Source organism: Mesorhizobium sp. M0037, from assembly GCF_040323635.1.
Classification (GTDB): Bacteria; Pseudomonadota; Alphaproteobacteria; order Rhizobiales; family Rhizobiaceae; genus Mesorhizobium.
This window is the reverse complement of the sequence record NZ_JAMYVB010000002.1, coordinates 12000-34322: the sequence shown is the minus strand read 5'-3', so window position 1 is coordinate 34322 and position 22323 is coordinate 12000. Positions and strand designations below refer to the sequence as shown.

Genomic DNA, 22323 nt, shown 5'->3' with positions numbered 1-22323 from the left:
ATGAGACCGGGCCGCCTCATCGGCAAGATCATCCTGGCCTTCGCCGGCTTCATGGCGGTGTTTCCGCTCGCATGGACGGCGGTCAATTCGCTGAAGAACAATGTCGACATCATCACCCGCGTGCCGCGCCTGGTGTTTACCCCGACCTTCGACAATATCAGCTACATCATCGGCCGCGACAGCGTAATGACCGGTCTCTATAACTCGGTCATTTCCTGCGGCGTCGCCGTGCTGATCGGCGTCATGCTCGGCCTTCCGGCAGCCTATGCGGTGGCGCGCTATCCCAATCGCTTCGCTGGCGACATCCAGTTCTTCGTGTTGTCGCTGCGCTTCCTGCCCCCGGTGGCAGTCGCCATTCCGCTGATGGTGATCTGGCTGCAGATCGGGCTCTACGACACCTTGCCGGCGCTGATCGTCACCTATTCGCTGCTCACCATCTCGGTGATCATGTGGCTCGCCATTCCCGCCTTCCAGGCCGTGCCGAAGGAAATCGAGGAAGCCGCTTTCGTCGACGGCTACGGCGCTTACTCGGTGTTCTGGCGCATTGCGCTGCCGGTAGCGGCGCGCTCTCTGATCGGCGCCGTCGCCTTCAGCTTCGTGCTGGTGTGGAACGAATTCCTGATCGCGCTGATGCTGTCCAGTTCCAACGCCAAGACATTGCCGATCGTCGCTTCCGAACTTTCACAGCAAGGCATGAACGTGCCGTGGGGAATCCTCAACGCCTCGGTCGTGCTGTTGTCGCTGCCGCCGCTGCTGTTCCTCGGCGTGCTCAGCGGCTTCCTGAATTCCGTTTTCCGGCAAAAAAAGACTTGATGCGAGGACTTACCTATGCGGGCACTGGTGCTTGAGAAAAAAGGCGAACTGTCGCTGCGCGAGATCGCGCTGCCGCTCGAGGTCGGACCGGGCGATGTCAAGATAGCCATCCACACGGTCGGCGTCTGCGGCAGCGACGTGCACTATTACACCCATGGCGCCATCGGCAGCTATGTCGTGCGGGCCCCGATGGTGCTCGGCCACGAAGCCGCGGGAACGATCGTCGAGATCGGCGCCAATGTCGGCACGCTGAAGGTCGGCGACCGCGTCTGCATGGAGCCGGGCGTGCCGAACCTGTCGTCGCGCGCGACGAGGCTCGGCATCTACAATGTCGACCCTGACGTCTCCTTCTGGGCGACGCCGCCTGTGCATGGCGTGCTGGCGCCCTATGCCGTGCACCCGGCCGCCTTCACCTACAGACTGCCGGACAATGTCACCTTCGCCGAAGGCGCGATGGTCGAACCCTTTGCCATCGGCATGCAGGCGGCGAGCCGCGCCCGCATCGTGCCTGGCGACGTCGCCGTCGTCGTCGGCTGCGGCCCGATCGGCATCATGATCGCGCTGGCGGCGCTGGCCGGCGGCTGCTCGAAGGTGCTGATCTCCGATTTTTCCGCACCCAAGCTCAAGATTGCCGCGCAATATCGCGGCATCGTGCCGGTCAATATAGGTGAGCAATCGCTGGTCGACGCAGTCTCCGCCGCGACCGACAATTGGGGCGCGGATATCGTGTTCGAGGCGAGCGGCAGCCCGAAGGCATTCGCCGACCTGTTCGATGTCGTGCGGCCGGGCGGCGCGGTGGTGCTGGTCGGACTGCCTGTCGAACCGGTCAGCCTCAACGTTCCGGCGGCGATCTCAAAGGAAGTGCGCATCGAGACGGTGTTCCGTTACGCCAACATCTTCGACCGCGCGCTGCAGCTGATCGCCTCGGGGAAGGTCGACCTCAAGCCGCTGATCACCGGCACTTATGATTTCTCGGACAGCATCGAGGCCTTCGAGCGGGCGGCGCAAGGCAAGCCGCAAGACGTCAAGCTGCAAATCCTTCTTACCGGCGAGAAGGGCTGACCATGTCCGCGATCGTTTGCTCCCATGTCGACAAGGCTTACGGCGCCACCACCGTCATCCGCGACCTCAATCTCTCGATCGAGGAGCACGAATTCGTCGTATTCCTCGGCCCGTCCGGCTGCGGCAAGTCGACCTTGCTCAGGATGCTGGCCGGACTGGAGGATATCAGCGGCGGGGAAGTGTCGATCGGCGGCAAAGTGGTCAACGATCTCGAGCCCGGCGAGCGCGGCATTGCCATGGTTTTCCAGAACTATGCGCTCTACCCGCATATGACGATCTTCGACAACATCGCCTTTGGGCTCAAGCGACAGAAAGTGCCCCCGGCCGAGATCCGGAAGCGGGTCGAGGCGGTGGCAACGACGCTCGGCCTCGAACCTTACCTCGCCCGCAAGCCGACCGAACTTTCCGGCGGCCAGCAGCAGCGCGTGGCGATTGCGCGCGCCATGATCAAGACGCCGAAAGTGTTCCTGTTCGACGAGCCGCTGTCCAATCTAGATGCCAAGCTGCGCAACCACATGCGGGTCGAGATCGCCCGGCTGCATCAGTCGCTGAGGACCACCACCGTCTATGTCACCCACGATCAGTTGGAAGCGATGACGCTGGCCGACCGGATCGTGCTGCTCAGGGATGGCGTCATCGAACAGATCGGCTCGCCGGCCGAGATCTATCGCCAGCCGGGCAATCTGTTCGTCGCCGGCTTCATCGGTACGCCGAACATGAATTTCATCGACGTGGCCGTCGGGCGGAAGGACGAACGCTGGACGCTGACAGGCGGCGGCTCGAGCTTCTCCATAGAAGGCTCGGGCTTCGATCTACGCGGCGTCCAGCGCGCCGTGCTTGGAATCCGACCGCCGGACCTGAAGACCGCCGGCGCTCAGAGCATCAATCTTCTGCAAGGCACCGCCGACCTCATCGAGTTCCATGGCAATGACGCGCTGGTGACGTTCGCCTGCGGCGGCAAGGAGGTCGGCGCATTGGTATCGGCCCGCGAATGCCCGGCGTTACGCGCGCCTGTGCGCTACACATTCGAGGAGGAGAGCGTGCATCTGTTCGACGCGGCGACCGGCGCATCCTTGCGCCGGCGAGAGGAGGCCTAGATTTGGTACGCAATTCCGGACGGAAAACCGTTTCACATTTTTCCTGGAATTGCTCTAGCTGATGGCGTCGAGCTCCTGCCGCTGGCGGTGCATTTCGAGGAAAATCTTGTAGTCGCGGTCGAAGCGGCCTGACGCGGCCGGGTTCGAGGTGCGCGCCCTGCCGCCTTGCTGCATGGCGACGCAAGCGGCATTCAGGTCCGGGAACAGATCGGCCGCGGTGGCGGCGACCATGCCGGTGCCGAGCAGAACGGCTTCGTCGGCCAGCGGCTCGATCACCGCGCAGCCGGTCGCGTCGGCATAAAGCTCCATCAGCAACGGGTTCTTGGTGTGGCCGCCGGTGACATGCAGCGTGTCGATGAGATAGCCGTTCTCGTTCAGCGCCTCCAGCACATGGCGCACGCCGAGCGCGATGCCAACGGCGGTGCGCCAATACAGCTTGCACAGACTGTCGAAGGAGGAATCCAGCGTCAGCCCGCTGACCACGCCGACGGCATGCGGGTCGGCAAGGGGCGAGCGGTTGCCGTGGAAATCCGGCAGCACATGCAACCTCGCCGCCAGCTTGTCGCCTTCGGTGCTGCGCAGTTCAGCGACGCGCCTGGCGATCTTGGCATGCATGGCCGCATCCGGCTCGCCGCCGGCGCCATGCCAGCGGATGATGTGGTCGAGCAAAGCCCCGGTAGCCGACTGGCCGCCTTCCGACAGCCAGAGCTTTGGCAGTGCGGCGCCATAGTATGGACCCCAGACGCCGGCGAAAGGCTGCGGATCGGGCGACATGGCCATGACGCAGGACGAGGTGCCGGCGATCAATGCCAGATGGCGGCCGATATTCTGCTCGTCGCCAGCAAAGCCGCCGAGCACGCCAAGCGCGCCGGCATAGGCATCGATGACGCCGGCGCCGACCCGACAGTTTTCGCTCAAGCCCAACTCCGCCGCCGCTTCAGGCGTGAGCGTGCCGATGTCTGCGCCGACAGCACTTGCCTTCTCCGGCAGGCTGCCGTGTTCGAACAGATCGCCAAGCCCGACCCTGTCGAAGAAGTCACGGCGCCAGCCGGTTTCCTCATGCGCCAGATAGGTCCATTTGGCGGTCAGCGTGCATTGCGAGCGCGCCAGCGAACCGGTCGCCTTCCAGGTCAGGAAATCGGTGAGGTCGAACAGGTAGCCGGCTTCATGCCAAGTTCCCGGCAGATTGCGCTTCAGCCACATCAGCTTCGGCGTCGCCATTTCCGGCGACATGACGCCACCGATATAGTCGAGTACGGCGTGGCCGCTATCGGTGCATTCATCTGCCTCGGCGATGGCGCGATGGTCGAGCCAGACGATGGTGTCCCAGCGCCGTTCGCCCGTCACCGAGACGCTGAGCTGGCCGGCATTCCTGTCCAGCACCACCAGCGAGCAGGTGGCGTCGAACGACATGCCGACAATATCGTCGGCTGACACACCGGCCTTTTCGCGCGCGGCACGTACCGCGATGCAGACCGCCGACCAGATATCCTGCGAATTGTGCTCGGCGTGATCGGCCTTCGGCTGGTTCATGACGATCGGATGCTCGGCGCGGCCGAGCAAGGTGCCTGACGTATCGAGAATGCCCGCGCGGGCGCTCCCGGTGCCGACATCGACCGCGCAAACGAAGCTCTTCGTCAAGATGCTTTTACTCTCGCTCCCTAGAGCCGTATGATTTCAGGTCTGTTCGACCTGAATCTGAATCCGTCTCTAAATCAAAGAAGTAGAGCATGATGTCGTCCGAAAACCGCTTCACACTTTTCGGCATCATGCTCTAGCCTGCAATCAGATCGGGCAATTGCAGCATGTCCGCGAATATAAAGTCCGGTTCACTCGACGCAAGCCGCGCTTTCAAGGCCGGGTTGCCGGCGTGCGAACCGCCGGTGAAAGCAAAGACGCGCATGCCGGCGGCACGCGCCGCGGCGATGCCAGCCGGGCTGTCCTCGATTACGATGCAATTACCGGGATGCGCGCCCATGGCGGCGGCGGCATGGAGAAAAAGATCCGGCGCCGGCTTGCCGCGCGCGACCATGGCGGCGCTGAACAGATGCGGCTCGAGCAGGCCGAGCAGACCGGTGACGTCGAGCGCGTAGCGAATGCGGTCGAGCGTGCCGGAGGACGCGACGCAGCAGGGCACGCCCAGCCTCGGCAGGATGTCGCTGATGCCGGGAATTGGCTTCAGCTCCTCGCGGAATTTGCGCATCAGTTCGACGCGCATGTCGGTAAGATGCACGTCGGTGATGTCGATGGTGAAATCGCGAAGAAGTATCTCGCGCACGCTCTTCATGCTCTTGCCGAGGAAATGCTCGTAGGCGGCATCCTCGCTGACCGAGCCCCCGGCGGCAGAGATCATGCCGAGCAGAGCCGAAACCGACAGCGCCTCGCTGTCGACCAGCACGCCGTCACAGTCGAAGATGACCAGTTCGGGCGTCATTGCGGCTGGCGTCAGAGCTTGCCGGAGATATAGCGCGTCAGCGTCGCGCGCGTGCCATTCGCCCACAAGACCTTGAGCGCATGGGCAAAGGCCTCGGCGAACGGCGCCGAGCGGCCGACACCGCCATAGATATCCTCCATCGCAAGCCAGGCACCGGGCTTGTCCTTCGCCGCCTTCGCGCTTGCCTGCAGCCGGTCCCAGCTCGGGTCGTTGGCCTCGATGACCGCGCCGCTGTCTGTGGTGCCGAAACAGTAGCGGCACCACAGCGCGGACTCGAGCGCCAGACCCGCGACGCCTTTGCCGGCCTTCAGCCGGTCGGCAATGGTCGGGATGATGAATTTCGGCTGCCGGTTGGAACCGTCGAGGCAAAGCCGACGGATGGTGTCGCCGATCTTCGGGTTGGAAAAGCGGTGCTCGATGAGCTGGTAATAATCCTCCAGCACGGTGTCCGGCACCGGCGGCACCGTCGGGATGATCTCGTCATGCTCGAGCTTGGCGAGGAAGCCGCGCACCAGCGGCTCCTGCATCGCCTCATGGACGAAATGGATGTCCATCAACCCTGCGGGATAAGCGATCGTGGCATGACCGCCATTGAGGATGCGGATCTTCATCAGCTCATAGGGCGCGACATCCCTCACGAATTGCACACCGACCTTTTCCAGCGGTGGGCGGCCGTCGGTGAAACGGTCTTCCAGCACCCATTGCTTGAACGGCTCGCAGAACACCGGCCAGTTGTCCTCAAGGCCGAACTCCGAGGCGAGAATACCGCGCTCGCGGTCGGAGGTGGCGGGGGTGATGCGGTCGACCATGCCGTTGGGAAAGGCGACATTGTCGCTGACCCAGTTCGCCAGATCCTCGTCGATCAGCCGGGCCAGCCCAATGACGCCATCCGAGGTGACATGGCCATTATGAGGGATGTTGTCGCAGGACATGACGGTGAACGGCACGATGCCGTCGGCCCGGCGGCGCATCAGGCCCGCAAGGATGAGGCCGAACACCGTCTTCGGCGTCGTGCCTGCCTGTGCGTCGGCGACGATGTCGGGGTGGGTCGGGTTGAACTTGCCGGAGGCCGGATCGATGAAATAACCGCCTTCCGTGATGGTCAGCGAGACGATCTTGATCGCCGGATCGGCGAGCTGGTCGATGATGGCATCGGCATCGCCGGGCGTCAGGAAGTCGATCATGACGCCGGTGACGCGGGCGCTCATATGGTCGGAATCCTGCTCGACCACGGTGGTCAGCCAGTCCTGCTCCTGCAGCTTGGAACGGCCGATTTTTTCGCCCTCGAAGACCCCGGCGCCGACCAGCGCCCAGTCATGGCCGATGCCTGCATTGAAGAGATCGTCGAGGTAGACCGCCTGATGCGAGCGATGGAAATTGCCGACGCCGAAATGGACGATACCGGGTTTGAGCCTGGAGCGATCATATCTGGGACCGGCGACCTTGGCGGGGAGTTCCGAGAGGATCGAGGAGGAGAGTTTCACGGTCATTTTTCTACCCTTTTGGCCGGGCTGCGGCTTCGTGATCCCGGCCCATCAACTCATCCATTGGCCGCCATCGACATTGTAGGTCTGGGCGACGATGTATTCGGCGTCGTCGCTGGCCAGGAAGACCGCCATGCCGGTCAGGTCCTCCGGCTTGCCCATGCGGCCATAGGGCACGCCCTCGCCGACCAGCCGCTTCTTCTCGCCCTTCGGCCGGTTCTCATATTTGGCAAACAGCGCATCGACCTCATCCCACATATCGCTGTCGACGACGCCGGGCGCGATGCCATTGACGTTGATGCGGTGCTTGATCAGGTCGAGCCCGGCGGACTGGGTCAGCGAAATCACCGCGGCCTTGGTGGCGCAATAGACGGCGACCAGCGGCTCGCCGCGCCGTCCTGCCTGGCTGGCAATGTTGATGATCTTGCCGCCCTTGCCCCTTGCGATCATCGAACGCGCCGCTGCCTGCAGCATGAACAAAGTGCCGGCGACGTTGACGGAGAACAATTTGTCATAGCTCGCTTCGGTGATCTCGACGATCGGCGCCAGGTCGAACAAGGCAGCATTGTTAATCAGTATGTCGAGGCCGCCGGTCTTTGTTTCGACCGCCTTGACCGCCGCCTGGATCGAAGCAAGGTCGCTGACGTCGAGCCTGACCGGATAGGCGTTGGCGCCAATCTCGGCGGCCGTCTTTTCGGCAGCCGCCAGATTGATGTCGGCAATGGCCACCGTGGCACCCTCGCGCGTATAGGCTTCGGCAAAAGCCCTGCCGATGCCGCGCGCGGATCCGGTGATCAGCGCCGATTTGCCTTTCAGTCTCACTGCGTCAGCGCCTTTCCGTCGGGGCCGAAGCGATGCATGCGGACCTTGTCCGGCGTCAAATAGATGGTGTCGCCGTGGCGTACGGCCAGTTCGCCATCGGCGCGTACCGTCAGCGGACCGACGCCGTCGGCCTGGACATGCAGGAAGGTGTCGGAGCCCAGATGCTCGGCGACGCCGACAAGGGCTTTCCAGTCGCCCGCTGTGGTCGATATCCCCATATGCTCAGGACGAATGCCGATGGTCTTGGCGTTGTATTTGGCCGCCGGCGCACCTTCGATCAGGTTCATTTTCGGCGAACCGATGAAGCCCGCCACGAACAGGTTCTTCGGCGACTTGTAGAGTTCCATCGGCGAGCCGACCTGTTCGATGTTGCCGGCGTTGAGCACGACGATCTTGTCGGCCATGGTCATGGCTTCGATCTGGTCGTGGGTGACGTAGACCATCGTCGTCTTGAGCTGATGGTGCAGCTCGCTGATTTCGAGCCGCATGGTGCCGCGCAGTGCGGCGTCGAGATTGGACAGCGGCTCGTCGAACAGGAATGCCGAGGGCTGGCGCACGATGGCGCGGCCGATGGCGACGCGTTGCCGCTGGCCGCCAGAGAGCTGGCCGGGCCGGCGTTCGAGATAGTTGGTGAGGTTGAGGACCCGGGCTGCGTCCTTCACCTTCTTGTCGATCGTCGCCACATCCTCGCCCGCCATCTTCAGCGGGAAGCCGATGTTCTTGGCCACCGTCATATGCGGATAGAGCGCATAGGACTGGAATACCATGGCCAGCTTGCGCTTGGCCGGCGCCTCGCCGGTGACGTCACGGCCATCGATGTTGATGGTGCCCCCGCTGGTGTCCTCGAGCCCGGCGATGAGGCGCAGCAACGTGGACTTGCCGCAACCCGACGGCCCGACGAAGACGACGAACTCGCCATTCTCGATGACCAGGTCGAGGCCTGGAATGATGACCGTCGATCCGAAATGCTTGGAGACGTTCTTGAGCGTGATGTTTCCCATGGTTTCCTCCCCGAGGGGTTATTTGGCCGGATTGCTTCAGGCAACGTCCGTTATTTTACCGCACCGAAGGTCAGCCCGCGCACCAGCTGCTTCTGGCTGAACCAGCCCATGATCAGGATGGGCGCGATGGCCAGCGTCGATGCCGCCGAAAGCTTGGCCCAGAACAGGCCTTGCGGGCTTGAGAACGAACTGATGAAGGCCGTCAGCGGCGCCGCCTCGGTGGTGGTCAGGCGGATGGTCCAGAACGCTTCGTTCCACGCCAGGATGATGTTGAGCAGCATGGTCGAGGCGATGCCCGGCACGGCCATGGGGGTCAGCACATAGACGATCTCGCCCCACAGGGTGGCGCCGTCCATGCGTGCCGCTTCCAGGATCTCGCCGGGGATTTCGCGGAAGTAGGTGTAGAGCATCCAGATCACGATCGGCAGGTTGATCAGCATCAGCATGATCATCAGGCCGATGCGGCTGTCGAGCAGTCCGGCATCGCGGAAGATGAGGTAGATCGGGAACAGCACGGCAACGGCCGGCATCATCTTGGTCGAGAGCATCCACATCAGGATGTCCTTGGTCCACTTGCCCGGCGAGAAGGCCATCGACCAGGCGGCCGGAACCGCGACGATCAGGGCCAGGATGGTCGAGCCGACCGAGAGCAGCACCGAGTTGAAGAAGAACTTGAAGTAGCCGCTCTGCGCCTGGACCTCGGTATAGCTCTCGAACGTCCCCGACGGGATCAGCGCGAAGCCCTGGATGGCCTCCTGCTCCGACTTGAACGAGGTGATGATCGTGTAGAGGATCGGGAAGAAGATCAGCAGCGCGACGATCCAGGCGGCGCCTGTCGCAATGACCTTGTGTTGGGTGGTGACTGCACGTGCCATCGTATCCTCCCTTACTTGTCCAGGTTCTTGCCGACCGCGCGCATGGCGAAGAAGGCGACGATGTTGGCGAGAATGACGGCGATGACACCGCCGGCCGATGCCTGGCCGATTTTGAACTCCAGCAATGCCTTCTGGTAGACGAGGAAGGGCAGGTTGGTGGAGGCATAGCCGGGTCCGCCATTGGTGGTGACCAGGATTTCGGCATAGACCGACAGCAGGAAGATGGTCTGGATCAGGATGACGACGGTGATGGCGCGCGACATGTGCGGCAGCGTCAGATAGATGAAGCGGCTGACGAAGCCGGCGCCGTCCATCTCGGCGGCTTCCTTCTGCTCGCCGTCGAGCGACTGCAGGGCGGTCAAAAGGATCAGCGTTGCGAAGGGCAGCCATTGCCAGGCGACGATGATGATGATGGCCAGCATCGGATGCTGCCCGAACCAGTCGATTGGCTGGGCGCCGAAGAAGCGCGCAATGTCGGCAAAGACGCCGTATTGCGGGTGCATGATCATGTTCTTCCAGACAAGTGCAGCCACCGGCGGCATGACGAAGAACGGAGAGATGACGAGGATGCGCACGATCCCCTGTCCCCACATCGGCTGATCGATCAACAGCGCCAGCATGATGCCGCCGATCACGGTGATCAGCAGCACGCTGCCGACCAGGACGAGCGTGTTCAGGATCGATTGCAGGAATGCCGGGTTGGAATAGAACAGCGAGTAGTTCGAGAACCAGACGAAGCCGTCGCGGATCGGGTTCAGCGGATTGTATTGCTGGAAGGAGAACCAGAAGGTGATGACCAGCGGCACGATCATCCAGACGAACAGCAACACGACGGACGGCGCCATCATGAAGCGGGCAAGCGAACGGGTCTGCTGAGTAGCCATGACGGTCACCCTTCACTAGTCGGACTGAATTTTCACAGCGGGGAAAAAGCGGCCGCCCGAACTGGGACTCGGGCGGCCATCGCCGGTCAGGAGGCGACCGGCGTTCGGCACCGGGAGGAGCCTTACTTGATATAGCCGCCTTCGGTCATGGTCGCCGTGGCGGCGTCCTGCGCCTGCTTGAGCGCGTCGTCTACGCTGGTCTGGCCGGCGAGCGCCGCCGAGAACAGCTGGCCAACGGTTGTGCCGAGGCCCTGGAACTCAGGAATGGCGACGAACTGCACACCGACATAGGGCACCGGCTTGACCGTCGGATGCGCCGGATCGGCGGCATTGATCGAGTCCAGCGTCATCTTGGCGAACGGGGCCGCCTTCTGGTACTCGGGATTGGCGTAGAGCGAGGAACGCGTTCCCGGAGGAACGTTGGCCCAGCCTTCCTTGGAAGCGACCAGTTCGGCATAGTGCTTGCTGGTCGCCCATGAGACGAACTTCTGGGCGGATTCCGCCTTCTGCGTGCCTGCGGGGATCGCCAGCGACCATGCCCAGAGCCAGTTGGCGCGCTTGCCGAGGCCATTGTCCGGCGCCAAAGCATAACCGACCTTGTCGGCCACCTTCGAGGCCTTCGGATCCGAGACGAAGGACGCCGCCACGGTGGCGTCGATCCACATGCCGCACTTGCCTTGCTGGAACAGAGCCAGATTCTCGTTGAAGCCGTTGGACGAAGCGCCTTCCGGACCGTCGGCCTTCATCAGGTCGACATAGAACTGCAGTGTGTTCTTCCATTCCGGTTGGTCGAACTGCGGCTTCCAGTTCTCGTCGAACCAGCGGGCGCCAAACGAGTTGGACATGGCCGTCAGGAACGCCGTGTTCTCGCCCCAGCCGGCCTTGCCGCGCAGGCATACGCCGTTCACGCCATTGGCGCGGTCGGTCATCTTGTCGGCCGCCTGCTTGATGAAGTCCCACGTCGGGGCATCGGGCATGGTCAGCCCGGCCTTCTCGATCAGGTCCTTGCGGTACATGACGAAGGAGCTTTCGCCGTAGAAGGGCGCGGCATAGAGCTTGCCGTCGACCGAGAGGCCGCCGGCGATGGCCGGGATGATGTCCTTGGCGTCATAGTCGTCGCCGAGCTTGTCGAGCGGCAACAGCCAGCTCTGCTTGGCCCAGATCGGAACCTCGTAGGTGCCGATCGTCATCACGTCATACTGGCCGCCCTTGGTTGCGATGTCGGTGGTGACGCGCTCGCGCAGCACGTTCTCTTCGAGCGTGACCCAGTTCAGCTGGATGTCGGGGTTCGCCTTGGTGAAGTCGTCCGTCAGCTTTTGCATGCGGACCATGTCGCCATTGTTGACCGTGGCGATGGTGATGGATTCGGCGTGTGCGGCAAAAGCGAAAGCGCTGGCCGACAACAAGCCCAGGGTGAGCGTGCGCAGTTTCATCAAATTCCTCCCATGAACCAAGATGAGCATTTGCCTTGGTAATGGGCAATTACTCACTTGGCATAAATTATGTCAAGCCAGATTCGATGCTGCAGCGCAGCACGCAAGGCGGAGCGCGGCGTTGCGCGCGTAGAGGATATTGAACCGATTTGGGAAGCTGTTTGCAGGGGATGTGAGAGCGCGTTGATGCCGACCCATCGCAACCCAATCGTCGCGCCAGGGGAGCGATAGGGCCGAGTCCATCAGCCGTGGGACGGGTAGCTTCCCACGGAATATTCGAAAACCCTGCCGTCGCGTGTTTGCTTGGCTCTGGTCAGCACTTCCGTCACCTGGATCCAGCTGGGCTCGTCCTTGCGCAGCCTAACTTCCCGGCCGATTGCCTTCACGGCAGCTTGAAACGGCGTAAATGCTTCGATCACCTGCGTCGTGCGCACGGTGTTGTTTTCGATTTCTTCGACGCGATAGACTTTCATCAGCCGGCTGATCGACCCTGTTTCAATCTGCAGACGATTGATCCTGCTCAATTGGGTCGTCACAAGCACAAGCCTATGCCGGGCGAGTGATATCGACAGCGTTTTTGTCAGGCTTGGTTAACCGGGTGGCCCGATCGCAGCTGTTTGTCCGCGAAAGCGAGCATTCGTCGCGGATCCATGGCTCGCTTTGCATCTCGGAAATCAATCCGCGAATCGCTCGCCCTCAGGCGCAGGCGATCTCGGCCAGGATCCAGTCCCGGAAGGCTTTTATCTTCGGCACGTTGCGACGCGCCGTCGGGTAGACCAGCCAATAGGCGTGGCCGTCGTCGCCGACTAGGTCGAAGGGCTGGATCAGGCGGCCGGCGGCGAGCTCGGTCTTGAACAATGCGGTGGTCAGGATCGCCACACCATGGCCGGCGATGGCCGCGTTCGCCTCATAGGCCTGCGCGCCCATGCTGGTGCCGGTGCGCCTGGCAAGTTCGTCCGCCGGGACGCCGGCAAGAGCGAACCATTCCCGCCACCAGATGTCGCCGGGATCGAGAATGGGCAGCTTGAACAGGTCGGCGGGTTCGTGGACGCCACCTATGGTGGCAGCGAGTGCCGGGCTCAGCACCGGGGTGAAATCGGCCTTGAACAAAAGATGGGTCTCCACTCCAGGCCACTTGCCGCTGCCGGAGCGGATAGCGATGTCCATGTCCTCGCGGGCAAAATCGATCACCCTGTTCGAGGTATCGACGCGCACCGCCAGCGACGGATGCGCGACCTGGAAGGAGCCGAGGTGCTGCGCCAGCCAGTTCGAGGCAAAGGTCAGCAGCGTCGAGACGCACAGCACACCATCGGCGCCCCCACGCGCGGCGGAATAGGCGCTTGAGAGCAGGCTGAACGCCTCGCTGACGGCGGGCGCCAGGCGCTGGCCGGGTTCGGTCAGCACGATCTGGCGCGGCTGGCGCAGGAACAGCGGCGAACCGATGCGCTCTTCCAGAAGCTTGATCTGATAGCTGGCGGCGGCCTGCGTCATGCCGAGTTCCTGCGCGGCCTTGGTGAAGGAGAGATGCCGCGCGACGGCTTCGAACACCCTGATGGCCTGCAGCGGCGGCAACTGGGCGAGCTGTGGTGCCTTGAGATCGGGCATAAGCCCTCCTTATGGGTCGTGATCGACGTTTGATTGGCGGCAAGAGCCAATCAGGCCGATATCTGGTGTCAACGATCAATCAAGTTCAAGCATAGCGGAGGCTGAAGATCATGACCACGGCACAGCAAAAACTCCATTCCACCCCGGCGCAGAGCTGGTTTTCCCTGCTGGTGCATGAATTTTCCCTGCTTGTGCACCGCCGGCGCGGCTACGTCGACGTCCGGGAGTTGTCGCCGCATCTGCAGCGCGACATGGGTTTTCTCGACGGCAACGACCCGTCCGGGCGCTGCAAATAAACGTGTTGGATTTTATCGATGGGCCGCTTAATCTATCAGGAACCGTCGAGCAAGGCCGTGGCGGTCCGCTCGTCGGTGATGAGGCCATTGACCAGCCGGCGGTTCACAGCGGCCAGGATGCCCGGCAATTTGCGCTCGCCCATGGCGAGCGCAATGACCAGCGACTTTTCGCGTGACGGCAAGGCTGCCGACGATACCCGGTCGTTGGTGATGCCCTCGATCATGCGGCCTTCCCGATCGAACACCCAGCCGACGATCTCGGCGACGCCGCCAGCCTTTTGCAACGCCTTCAGCTCGCTTTCCGAGATAAAACCGTCCTCGTAGAGCGGCGCCTTCGGGCCGAGATCGCCGATGCCGACAAAGGTCACGTCGGCTTCCGCGGCCAGCGCCAGCGTCGGTTGGATCATCGGCTGGGCAAGCAGCATCTCGCGCTCTTCCGGCGACGAGGCGATGACCGGCAGCGGCATCGGGAACGAGCGCGCCTTGACCCGGTCGGCCATGGTGAAGATGACGTTGTAGAAGGCGGCCGAACCGTCGGGCGAGATGTTGCCGGTCAAGGACACAACCTTGTGCTGCGAGCATTCCATCGGCGGCAATTGCTCGATCGCCGCCTTCAGCGTGCGGCCGGTGCCGATGGCCAAGACGATGGGCGTCGGTGACCGCAGCCGCCGCTCGATCTCGGCCGCGGCCGCCTCGGCAATGCCGATCGTGGTCGAGGATGAGGTTGGATCGCTCGGCACCACTTCGACGAGGTCGAGCGCGAAGCGTGACTTCAGTCTAGCTGCGAGATCAAGGCAATTGGCGATCGGGTGATCGACGCGAACCTTGATCAGCCCCTCCGACACCGCCAGCGACACCAGCCGCTGCGCCGTCTGCCGGGAAATGCCGAGCGTGGCGGCGATCTGGTCCTGGGTGTTGCCGGCAACATAATAAAGCCAGCCGGCGCGCGCTGCCTCGTCCAGCCTGCTGCTGCCGCCGTCTTGCCGCGAATTCAAAATGTGCCTCCAGCCCTGCCCCTTTGCCCGCCCTTAGGCGAAGCGTCATAGTCTTGCAGGGAATGTGTCGGCGCGCAATTGTTCAATCGGGAGGACAATTGCTTGCTGCTTCGATCCGGCCGCCGCGCGGCAACCAACCCAGCGAAAATCGCCAGCGGACGGGCTCGGCGGTTTATCTCCTGATACAAACGCTTTAAGGGGATCGGCAAAGGAGCCTCGCATGACGCCGAAAGCGGTTTTCTGGGATATGGACGGCACGCTGGTCGACAGCGAGCCGCTGCACGAGGCGGCCTTGGTGGCGGCGCTGCGCAGCGTCGGTATCACGCCGCCGGCCGACCTGCATGAGCGGGTGCTGGGCGTCGCCGCCGCACCGGTCTACGAGATGCTGCGCAGCGAGTTCGGCCTCGACCTGCCCTTCGACGACTGGATCGTGCGCAAATACGATCACTACATGCCGATGGCCGAGACGCTGAAGCCGCGCCCCGGCGCGATCGAAGTGTTCAACGAGTTGCGCGCGCTCGGCGTGCAGCAGGCGGTGGTGTCCAATTCCGACCGGGTGATCGTCGATGCAAATCTGAGCGCCGTCGGCCTGATCTATCCCGGCATGCGCACGATCAGCCGAAACGACGTGCGCGAAGGCAAGCCGCATCCCGAACCGTTCCTGCGCGCCGCGTGGCTGGCCGGCGTCGATCCTTCAGACGCGGTGGCCGTCGACGACAGCGTTACCGGCGCCACATCAGGCCTGGCCGCGGGGATGCGGACGATCTTCTGGCCGGAAGCGCCGATGGCAGGACCGAAGGGCGCTGTCGTGATCAACAGTGCGGAAGAGTTGCGGGCTCAGTTGGGACTCTGAGTGAGCCTATGAACGTCGGCGCTGCCCCTCATCCTCCCTTCAGCTTGGCCATGCATTGTCTAATGTTGCGCTGGTCGACCCCCGTCTCGGCTTCGCCGAGCCACCCTGCCGGGGCGAGCCACGGGTCTCGCCCGTCCTTCGGACCCCCCGATCGACGGGGTAGAGGAAAGGCGCCAAGCTTTTTGCCGTCAAACGCTCGTCCAGAAAGGCTCCCTTCCTTCCCTCCGGAGGGGGAAAGGTGGCGCTGCGAAGCAGCGACGGATTGGGGGAACCACCTGGCAATCAACCTTACGCCGATCAGTCATAACAAATCACAGAAGGTGAGTGCGTAGCGTAAACGAGAGAAGCACGGATGGTCGCTTAGCTCCGGTACACCGGCTCCTCCTCGTCGAGGATCGCCTTCAGCTCGGCAAGGTGACGCTCCGCCTGGCCGGGATAGTCGTCCATTTCGCTGGCGGCCTTTTCGGCAATGGCGTCGGGCAGCGTGCGCAGCGGACGGCCGGTCCACAGCGCCTTGATGTAGTTCTCGGCGGCACGCTCGAAATAGAACATGCGGTTGAAGGCGTCGGCAACGGTGTCGCCGATGACCATGACGCCGTGATTGCCCATCACCATCACTTTGACCTTCGGGTCGGTGAGCAGTTGCGAGCAGCGCTCGCCCTCTTCCTCGAAGGCCAGCCCGCCATAATGGGCGTCGACGACGTGGCGGTTGAAGAACATGGCCGAGTTCTGGTCGATCGGCGGCAGAGTCGAGTCGGCCAGCGATGCAAGCACGGTGGCATGAATGGAATGCACATGCATGGCGCAGCGCGCATGCGGCACGTTGCGGTGAATGGCGCCGTGCAGACCCCAGGCGGTCGGGTCGGGCGCATTCGGGCCGGACAATGTCTCGGGATCGTTGGCGTCGATCAGCAAAAGGTCGCTCGCCTTGATGCGCGAGAAATGCACCTGGTTGGGGTTCATCAGGAATTTGCTGCCGTCCTCGTTGACCGACAGCGAGAAGTGGTTGGCCACGGCTTCATGCATGTTGAGCCGCGCCGTCCAGCGGAAGGCGGCAGCCAGATCGACGCGCTCCTCATAGTAGGGCAGGTTGGTCAGCGGCTCTTTCTGCAAACGGGCGATGCTCATCAAAAAATCCTCCATTTCCCCGAGAATGCCGCGCCCAATGCCGACCAGCAACCGGTAAGTACTGGGTCAGGCCGCCGAGCGAGCCGACTGCAGCCCGCCATGTTCGACGATGAAGTCGATGACTTCCTGCAGTCCCTTGCCGCGCGACAGGTCGGTGAAGCCGAACGGGCGCTTGCCCCGCATTCGGGCGGCGTCGCTCTCCATGACATCGAGGTTGACGTTCACATAGGGCGCCAGATCGCTCTTGTTGATGACCAGGAAATCGGAACGGGTGATCGCCGGCCCGCCCTTCCTGGGGATTTCCTCGCCCTGGCAAACCGAGATGACATAGAGGGTCAGGTCGGCAAGGTCCGGCGAGAAGGTGGCGGCAAGATTGTCGCCGCCGGATTCGATGAAGACGATGTCGAGATCGGGGAATTTCCTGTTCAGTCCGGCGATCGCCTGCAAATTGATCGAGGCGTCCTCACGGATGGCGGTGTGCGGGCAGCCGCCGGTCTCCACGCCGACGATGCGGTCCTCGGGCAGCGCCTGCAGGCGGGCCAGCATCATGGCGTCTTCCTTGGTGTAGATGTCGTTGGTGACGACGGCGATGGAGAAATCGTCGCGCAGCGCCTTGCAGAGCTTTTCGGTGAGCGTCGTCTTGCCGGAGCCGACGGGACCGCCGATGCCGATACGCAGGGGACCGTTTGCCTGAGTCATAGCGAAAACTCCGTCATGCCGAAAACTCCGTGATGGCGAGGATGGCGAAGCTGAGCCCGATCAACAGGCAGAGCGGCGAATAGAAGCTGACATCGAGCCGCGCAAAAGGCTGCTCCGGCGCCAGACGGCGCCACCGCGGCGTGAAGCCGGCAACGCCGCGGCCGAGGAAGACCAGCCCTATGAGCAGCGCCGTGGCGGCAAGGCCTTCCCTTGGAAAGGGGGAGGCGAAGACTCCGGTCAGCGCCAGCGGCCACAGGGTCGCGAGGCACAGGCACGCGGCAACGGCGAAACAGGCAAAAGGCGTCGGCATCTCGTCGACGCCGCGAAAGCCGACGACGGCGTGGGCGCAGGAGACGCCGTCCCTGCCCGGCCAGATGCCGCCAAGGCCCCAATAGACATGCAGCGCGGTGATCAGCAGCAGGACGGCCGAGAGGGCGAAGGCGAGGACGATCATGAGCGGAACAGCCTGGAATACTGCGTCTCGTGCTTCATCGCCATGATGTCGGAGATGAAGGCGCAGCCGCCGAGATCGTCCAATGTCGAGCCGGCGGCGCGCGCGGCCGTCGACAGCGCCAACGGCTCGAAGCCGGCGAGCAAGGCCATAGCGTCCGTCTGGCCGACGATTCCGAGTCGGATCGCCGCCTGGACGAGGTTGGAGAAGAAGGCCTGCAGGAAGGCCGACATCGCGTCCTGAAGCGCGATGCCGTTGCCGCCGGCAACGGCGCCGACGGCGACACAGTAGGCGCATTCGGCCGGCAGGCGGCCCAACACCGGATTCGCCCACGCCGCTGCCGCTTTCAGGAAGGCGGCGCCTTGCAGCATGGTTTCGGTGTGGCGCTCACGCGAGCCGGCCAGCGCTTCGGCGAGATCGGCAATTTCATGGAGGTCGCCTTCATGGAGGTCGCCGCCGTGGCGGGCGCGACGCCAGGCTTCCGTGAAGAGCACGGCGTCGTTCCAGCCCGAGCCCATCTCGACCAGCGTCTCCAGCCAGCCGGCGAGGCTGGCGGTATCGGCAACCAGCCCGTCTTGCCCGGCGCGTTCGAGACCATGGCTGTAGGCAAAGCCGCCGACCGGAAAGGCCGGCGACAGCCACGCCATGAGCCGCAGCAAAGCGATGCCGGATGGCTGGTCAGTCATGATCGTGATGATGCCCGTCATGGGAATGGCTGTGCGAATGCGACTCGCTGTGTGCGTGGGAACGTCCATCATGGGAATGCGCTTCGGCGTGCGCATGCGCATGGCCATGATCGTGACCATGCGCACCTTGGGCGGAATAGGCGCCGCGCACCGGCTTGAACGGTTCGGAGACTTCGCGCACCGTGGCGCCCAGCCCTTCCAGCATAGCCTTGATGACATGGTCGCGCAGGATCAGGATGCGGCCGGGCTCGATCGCAGCCGCCAGATGCCGGTTGCCGATATGCCAGGCGAGTTCGGTCAGATGCACGGCGTGGCGGGCGCGGATGTCGTAGACCTCTTCGGGTGCGGCAGTGATCTCGATATGTGCGCCATCCTCCAACACCAGCCGGTCGCCATCGTTCAAGGTCACAGGTTTCGGCAGGTCGATCAGCACCTTGCTGCCGTCGGCAAGCTCGATGGCGCGGCGGCGCAAATGACGCTCGTCATGGGGCAGGACGGCACGGCCGGATGGGGCCGTGGTTCCGGCAGTGCCGGCAGGCACCACCGAGACGGCGCGCGGGAACTTGGTGAAGTCGGTGTTCAGGTTGAGTTTCATCGCATGGCTCCACCGTTAGCCTGGGCTCTCGCACGGGCAGGCCGCGCCAGGACGCGGTCGAAATACGCGTTGACGCGCTCGGATTCGATCGGAAATTTTCCGGTGCGGGCCCAGCCGCCCATGTCGCCCAACAGCACGTCGACGGCGGAAAACCGGTCGCCCAGCGCAAACTCCCGATCCCCCAGCCGGCCGTCGAGCGCCTTGGCCTCCGAGGCGAAATCGTAGGCGGCGGCGGGGCCGACATCGACCCGCACGTCCTTCGGCAACAGGAAGCGGTGGCGCAGCTTGTTCCACAGCGGCGCTTCGAATTCGCTCTGGGCAAAATGCATCCAGGAATCCATCTCGGCGCGTCCGGCCACACCTGGATTGGCGCCCATGCCTTTGTCGGCGTGCTTGTCGGCGAGATAGACGCAGATTGCCGCCGAATCGGTCACCGTCAGTTCGCCATCGATCAGGATCGGCACCTTGCCCGACGGGTTGAGCGCATAGGCTTCGGGCGAACGCAATTTGACCTCGACGAATTCATAGGGCTGCCCGAGTTCCTCGAGCATCCACAGAACGCGGCTGACGCGGGATCCACGCGATCCGATGGCCTTGTACATGGTTGAACCCTCTTTCCTGCGACCCTAAACCATAGCCACTGTTCAGACGATGGTGTCGAAGAGCCGCAGGATGAACGATATCTGATAGATCAGCGTGCCGGCGACGAAGGCGATGTGGAAGCGGCGGTCACGCACCAGTATGGCGGCGATGCACAACACCACGAAACCCGGCGTTCGGAACAGATATTCATTGCCGTAGCGGGCGAAATGCTCGGGACCCTTCAGCAGCGTGTCGACGACGTCGAGCAGATAGGTCGTCGCCAGCAGGCCGAAGAACCAGCCACGGCGTGAATAGAAGAAATCCTCGTAGCTGGTGTAGTCGAGCATCGAATCCGGAAACAGCAGCGCGCACAGCAGGAACAGCGTGATGGCGTAGAAGATCAGGAACAGGTACTTGCCGAAAGTCCAGACCTCTATGGTGTAGAGGCCGAACTCCCACCACCAGAAATGCACCAGCAGCAACAGCATGGAGGCGACCCAGCCGAGGTGCACGGGATAGAGCCTGTACTGGCCGGGATGCTGGACGATTCGCGCCACCCCCGACAGCAGGCGAGCGACGCCAAGTCCGATCACCATGCCCATGACGATGCGGATATGCGGGAAGATGTCGTGGGCGGAGGCTATTTCGGTGGCCATGACCTGCTACGCGGTTTCTTTGAGCCGCATATTGCGGCGGCACCGACCGGCTCGCAACGGAATTTGCCGGGTCGATCAAATCGCCCCTCGCCTCAAAACAGGAAATACCGCTGCGCCATCGGCAGCACGGTTGCCGGCTCGCAAGTCAAGAGTTCGCCATCGGCGCGAACCTCATAGGTTTCGGGATCGACCTCGATATGCGGCGTGGCGTCGTTGAGGATCATCGAGTGCTTGCCGATGCCGCCGCGGGTATTTTCGACCGCGACGAACTGCTTGTCGACGCCGAGCCTGCCATGCAGGCCGGACTCCAGCGCCGCCTTCGAAACGAAGGTCACCGACGAGTTGGTCCTGGCCTTGCCATAGGCGCCGAACATCGGGCGGTAGTGCATCGGCTGCGGTGTCGGGATAGAGGCGTTTGGGTCGCCCATCGGGGCTGCGGCTATCATGCCGCCGATCAGCACCATGTCGGGCTTGACGCCGAAGAAGGCTGGGTTCCACAGCACCAGATCGGCGCGCTTGCCGACCGCGATCGAACCGATGTCCCTGGAAAGGCCATGCGCGATTGCCGGGTTGATGGTGTATTTGGCGATGTAGCGGCGGACGCGGAAATTGTCGTTGTTGCCGGTCTCCTGCGGCAATGACCCGCGCTGGCGCTTCATCTTGTCGGCGGTCTGCCAGGTGCGGATCGCCACCTCGCCGACGCGGCCCATTGCCTGCGAGTCCGACGAGATGATCGAGAAGGCGCCGATGTCATGCAGAATGTCTTCCGCCGCGATGGTTTCCTTGCGGATGCGGCTTTCGGCAAAGGCGATGTCTTCGGGTATCGACGGCGACAGATGATGGCAGACCATCAGCATGTCGAGATGCTCGGCCAGCGTGTTGACGGTGTAGGGCCGGGTCGGGTTGGTCGAGGACGGGATGACGTTGGGCAGGCCGCAAACCTTGATGATGTCAGGCGCATGGCCGCCGCCGGCACCCTCGGTGTGGAAGGCGTGGATGGTGCGGCCCTTGATGGCGGCGACGGTGTTCTCGACGAAGCCGGATTCGTTCAGCGTGTCGGTGTGGATCATCACCTGCACGTCGTAATCGTCGGCAACCGACAGGCAGCAGTCGATGGCCGCCGGCGTCGTGCCCCAGTCCTCGTGCAGCTTCAGCGAGCAGGCGCCGCCCAGCACCATTTCCTCCAGCGCTGCCGGCAGCGAGGCATTGCCCTTGCCGGACAGGCCGATGTTCATCGGGAAAGCGTCGAAGGACTGGATCATGCGCGCCATGTGCCAGGGTCCCGGCGTGCAGGTGGTGGCCAGCGTGCCATGCGCCGGGCCGGTGCCGCCGCCGAGCATGGTGGTGATGCCCGACATCAGCGCTTCGTCGATCTGCTGCGGGCAGATGAAGTGGATGTGCGCGTCGAAGCCGCCGGCGGTCAGGATCTTGCCCTCGCCGGCGATGATCTCGGTACCGGGGCCGATGATGATGGTGACACCGTCCTGCGTGTCGGGATTGCCGGCCTTGCCGATCGCCGCGATGCGGCCGTCCCTGAGACCTATATCGGCCTTGAAGATGCCGGCAGTGGCATCGACCACCAGCGCGTTGGTGATGACCGTGTCGACCGCGCCGCCGGCGCGCGACACCTGGCTCTGGCCCATGCCGTCGCGGATGACCTTGCCGCCGCCGAATTTCACCTCCTCGCCATGGACGGTGAGGTCCTTTTCGACCTCGATAAACAGTTCGGTGTCGGCCAGGCGCACTCTGTCGCCGACCGTCGGGCCATACATCTGCGCGTAGGCGGCGCGGGTAATTCTAGCCATCAGTCAATGCTCCCCAAACGAGAGTCCGGCCGCAGCCGAACTCCACATCGTCGCCATCCAATGGTCA

24 protein-coding genes are annotated in these 22323 nt (G+C 63.3%); 5 read left to right on the top strand and 19 right to left on the bottom strand.

Annotated elements, in window-relative coordinates:
- Genes NKJ78_RS04515 through NKJ78_RS04505 form a run of 3 tightly spaced genes read left to right on the top strand, consistent with a single transcriptional unit; the run spans position 1 to position 2972 of the window.
- The gene (locus NKJ78_RS04515; protein ID WP_023671259.1) at positions 1-813 is read left to right on the top strand and encodes a carbohydrate ABC transporter permease; all 813 of its coding nucleotides are present in this window, start codon (positions 1-3) and stop codon (positions 811-813) included.
- A 15-nt stretch (positions 814-828) separates the two neighbouring features.
- Positions 829-1875, top strand: coding sequence for an NAD(P)-dependent alcohol dehydrogenase (locus NKJ78_RS04510; RefSeq protein WP_352460775.1), 1047 nt, complete (start codon positions 829-831; stop codon positions 1873-1875).
- Between the two features lie 2 nt (positions 1876-1877).
- Positions 1878-2972: an ABC transporter ATP-binding protein gene (locus tag NKJ78_RS04505; RefSeq protein ID WP_352460774.1), complete on the top strand. Its 1095-nt coding sequence runs from the start codon at positions 1878-1880 to the stop codon at positions 2970-2972.
- A 54-nt stretch (positions 2973-3026) separates the two neighbouring features.
- Here NKJ78_RS04505 and NKJ78_RS04500 read toward each other — a convergent pair whose 3' ends face one another.
- The 10 genes from NKJ78_RS04500 to NKJ78_RS04455 all read right to left on the bottom strand — a co-directional run bounded on the left by NKJ78_RS04500 (position 3027) and on the right by NKJ78_RS04455 (position 13510).
- Positions 3027-4613: an FGGY-family carbohydrate kinase gene (locus tag NKJ78_RS04500; RefSeq protein WP_352460773.1), complete on the bottom strand. Its 1587-nt coding sequence runs from the start codon at positions 4611-4613 to the stop codon at positions 3027-3029.
- 133 nt (positions 4614-4746) lie between these two features.
- Positions 4747-5406 (bottom strand): HAD family hydrolase, encoded by a 660-nt coding sequence (locus NKJ78_RS04495; RefSeq protein ID WP_023689170.1) that lies wholly within the window; start codon positions 5404-5406, stop codon positions 4747-4749.
- Between the two features lie 11 nt (positions 5407-5417).
- Positions 5418-6896 (bottom strand): mannitol dehydrogenase family protein, encoded by a 1479-nt coding sequence (locus tag NKJ78_RS04490; RefSeq protein WP_352460772.1) that lies wholly within the window; start codon positions 6894-6896, stop codon positions 5418-5420.
- Positions 6897-6941: 45 nt separating this feature from the next.
- A complete protein-coding gene (locus NKJ78_RS04485; protein WP_023729778.1) occupies positions 6942-7712 on the bottom strand; it encodes an L-iditol 2-dehydrogenase in 771 nt (256 codons plus the stop codon).
- Entirely contained in the window at positions 7709-8713 is a 1005-nt protein-coding gene (locus NKJ78_RS04480) for an ABC transporter ATP-binding protein (RefSeq protein WP_023689168.1), read from the bottom strand. Before NKJ78_RS04480 ends, NKJ78_RS04485 begins: the two co-directional genes overlap by 4 nt.
- Before the next feature lie 50 nt (positions 8714-8763).
- Entirely contained in the window at positions 8764-9588 is an 825-nt protein-coding gene (locus NKJ78_RS04475; protein WP_023671250.1) for a carbohydrate ABC transporter permease, read from the bottom strand.
- Positions 9589-9599: 11 nt separating this feature from the next.
- Positions 9600-10472, bottom strand: a complete 873-nt coding sequence (locus NKJ78_RS04470) for a carbohydrate ABC transporter permease (protein WP_023711367.1) — start codon at positions 10470-10472, stop codon at positions 9600-9602.
- A 122-nt stretch (positions 10473-10594) separates the two neighbouring features.
- A complete protein-coding gene (locus NKJ78_RS04465) occupies positions 10595-11905 on the bottom strand; it encodes an ABC transporter substrate-binding protein (RefSeq protein WP_023746514.1) in 1311 nt (436 codons plus the stop codon).
- Positions 11906-12147: 242 nt separating this feature from the next.
- Complete coding sequence (locus NKJ78_RS04460) at positions 12148-12429, bottom strand: hypothetical protein (protein WP_023683593.1); 282 nt, start codon at positions 12427-12429, stop codon at positions 12148-12150.
- Positions 12430-12601: 172 nt separating this feature from the next.
- Positions 12602-13510 carry a LysR substrate-binding domain-containing protein gene (locus NKJ78_RS04455; protein WP_023671245.1) on the bottom strand — a complete coding sequence of 303 codons (909 nt, stop codon included), beginning with the start codon at positions 13508-13510 and terminating at the stop codon, positions 12602-12604.
- Positions 13511-13620: 110 nt separating this feature from the next.
- Between NKJ78_RS04455 and NKJ78_RS04450 the strand changes: the two genes are divergently transcribed.
- Positions 13621-13806, top strand: coding sequence for a hypothetical protein (locus NKJ78_RS04450; RefSeq protein WP_023700462.1), 186 nt, complete (start codon positions 13621-13623; stop codon positions 13804-13806).
- 35 nt (positions 13807-13841) lie between these two features.
- Here NKJ78_RS04450 and NKJ78_RS04445 read toward each other — a convergent pair whose 3' ends face one another.
- Positions 13842-14801, bottom strand: coding sequence for a sugar-binding transcriptional regulator (locus NKJ78_RS04445; RefSeq protein WP_023671243.1), 960 nt, complete (start codon positions 14799-14801; stop codon positions 13842-13844).
- 220 nt (positions 14802-15021) lie between these two features.
- Here NKJ78_RS04445 and NKJ78_RS04440 point away from each other — a divergent pair, with 220 nt between their 5' ends.
- Positions 15022-15654: an HAD family hydrolase gene (locus NKJ78_RS04440; protein ID WP_023671242.1), complete on the top strand. Its 633-nt coding sequence runs from the start codon at positions 15022-15024 to the stop codon at positions 15652-15654.
- A 360-nt stretch (positions 15655-16014) separates the two neighbouring features.
- Here NKJ78_RS04440 and NKJ78_RS04435 read toward each other — a convergent pair whose 3' ends face one another.
- The 8 genes from NKJ78_RS04435 to ureC all read right to left on the bottom strand — a co-directional run bounded on the left by NKJ78_RS04435 (position 16015) and on the right by ureC (position 22256).
- Positions 16015-16782: a class II aldolase and adducin N-terminal domain-containing protein gene (locus NKJ78_RS04435; protein ID WP_352460771.1), complete on the bottom strand. Its 768-nt coding sequence runs from the start codon at positions 16780-16782 to the stop codon at positions 16015-16017.
- Between the two features lie 66 nt (positions 16783-16848).
- The gene (gene ureG / locus NKJ78_RS04430; RefSeq protein WP_023671240.1) at positions 16849-17481 is read right to left on the bottom strand and encodes an urease accessory protein UreG; all 633 of its coding nucleotides are present in this window, start codon (positions 17479-17481) and stop codon (positions 16849-16851) included.
- Between the two features lie 13 nt (positions 17482-17494).
- On the bottom strand, positions 17495-17935 hold the full coding sequence (locus NKJ78_RS04425; RefSeq protein WP_352460770.1) for a DUF3995 domain-containing protein: 441 nt from the start codon (positions 17933-17935) through the stop codon (positions 17495-17497).
- Positions 17932-18618, bottom strand: coding sequence for an urease accessory protein UreF (locus NKJ78_RS04420; RefSeq protein WP_352460769.1), 687 nt, complete (start codon positions 18616-18618; stop codon positions 17932-17934). The genes NKJ78_RS04425 and NKJ78_RS04420 overlap by 4 nt, the downstream gene beginning before the upstream one ends.
- Complete coding sequence (gene ureE / locus NKJ78_RS04415; RefSeq protein ID WP_352460768.1) at positions 18611-19213, bottom strand: urease accessory protein UreE; 603 nt, start codon at positions 19211-19213, stop codon at positions 18611-18613. The genes NKJ78_RS04420 and ureE overlap by 8 nt, the downstream gene beginning before the upstream one ends.
- Positions 19210-19815, bottom strand: coding sequence for a glutathione S-transferase family protein (locus NKJ78_RS04410; RefSeq protein ID WP_352460767.1), 606 nt, complete (start codon positions 19813-19815; stop codon positions 19210-19212). Before NKJ78_RS04410 ends, ureE begins: the two co-directional genes overlap by 4 nt.
- A gap of 42 nt (positions 19816-19857) precedes the next feature.
- A complete protein-coding gene (locus NKJ78_RS04405) occupies positions 19858-20451 on the bottom strand; it encodes a hypothetical protein (protein ID WP_352460766.1) in 594 nt (197 codons plus the stop codon).
- A 92-nt stretch (positions 20452-20543) separates the two neighbouring features.
- Complete coding sequence (gene ureC, locus NKJ78_RS04400; RefSeq protein ID WP_031195771.1) at positions 20544-22256, bottom strand: urease subunit alpha; 1713 nt, start codon at positions 22254-22256, stop codon at positions 20544-20546.
- Positions 22257-22323 lie beyond the last annotated feature (67 nt).

Coding starts and splice junctions, on each gene's coding strand:
- NKJ78_RS04510 (WP_352460775.1), top strand. CDS start 829: ATGCGGGCACTGGTGCTTGAGAAAAAAGGCGAACTGTCGCTGCGCGAG.
- NKJ78_RS04440 (WP_023671242.1), top strand. CDS start 15,022: ATGACGCCGAAAGCGGTTTTCTGGGATATGGACGGCACGCTGGTCGAC.
- NKJ78_RS04410 (WP_352460767.1), bottom strand. CDS start 19,815: ATGTACAAGGCCATCGGATCGCGTGGATCCCGCGTCAGCCGCGTTCTG.
- NKJ78_RS04405 (WP_352460766.1), bottom strand. CDS start 20,451: ATGGCCACCGAAATAGCCTCCGCCCACGACATCTTCCCGCATATCCGC.
- NKJ78_RS04480 (WP_023689168.1), bottom strand. CDS start 8,713: ATGGGAAACATCACGCTCAAGAACGTCTCCAAGCATTTCGGATCGACG.
- NKJ78_RS04470 (WP_023711367.1), bottom strand. CDS start 10,472: ATGGCTACTCAGCAGACCCGTTCGCTTGCCCGCTTCATGATGGCGCCG.
- NKJ78_RS04515 (WP_023671259.1), top strand. CDS start 1: ATGAGACCGGGCCGCCTCATCGGCAAGATCATCCTGGCCTTCGCCGGC.
- NKJ78_RS04450 (WP_023700462.1), top strand. CDS start 13,621: ATGACCACGGCACAGCAAAAACTCCATTCCACCCCGGCGCAGAGCTGG.
- NKJ78_RS04495 (WP_023689170.1), bottom strand. CDS start 5,406: ATGACGCCCGAACTGGTCATCTTCGACTGTGACGGCGTGCTGGTCGAC.
- ureE (WP_352460768.1), bottom strand. CDS start 19,213: ATGAAACTCAACCTGAACACCGACTTCACCAAGTTCCCGCGCGCCGTC.
- ureG (WP_023671240.1), bottom strand. CDS start 17,481: ATGACTCAGGCAAACGGTCCCCTGCGTATCGGCATCGGCGGTCCCGTC.
- NKJ78_RS04505 (WP_352460774.1), top strand. CDS start 1,878: ATGTCCGCGATCGTTTGCTCCCATGTCGACAAGGCTTACGGCGCCACC.
- NKJ78_RS04465 (WP_023746514.1), bottom strand. CDS start 11,905: ATGAAACTGCGCACGCTCACCCTGGGCTTGTTGTCGGCCAGCGCTTTC.
- NKJ78_RS04435 (WP_352460771.1), bottom strand. CDS start 16,782: ATGAGCATCGCCCGTTTGCAGAAAGAGCCGCTGACCAACCTGCCCTAC.
- NKJ78_RS04490 (WP_352460772.1), bottom strand. CDS start 6,896: ATGACCGTGAAACTCTCCTCCTCGATCCTCTCGGAACTCCCCGCCAAG.
- NKJ78_RS04420 (WP_352460769.1), bottom strand. CDS start 18,618: ATGACTGACCAGCCATCCGGCATCGCTTTGCTGCGGCTCATGGCGTGG.
- NKJ78_RS04425 (WP_352460770.1), bottom strand. CDS start 17,935: ATGATCGTCCTCGCCTTCGCCCTCTCGGCCGTCCTGCTGCTGATCACC.
- ureC (WP_031195771.1), bottom strand. CDS start 22,256: ATGGCTAGAATTACCCGCGCCGCCTACGCGCAGATGTATGGCCCGACG.
- NKJ78_RS04455 (WP_023671245.1), bottom strand. CDS start 13,510: ATGCCCGATCTCAAGGCACCACAGCTCGCCCAGTTGCCGCCGCTGCAG.
- NKJ78_RS04475 (WP_023671250.1), bottom strand. CDS start 9,588: ATGGCACGTGCAGTCACCACCCAACACAAGGTCATTGCGACAGGCGCC.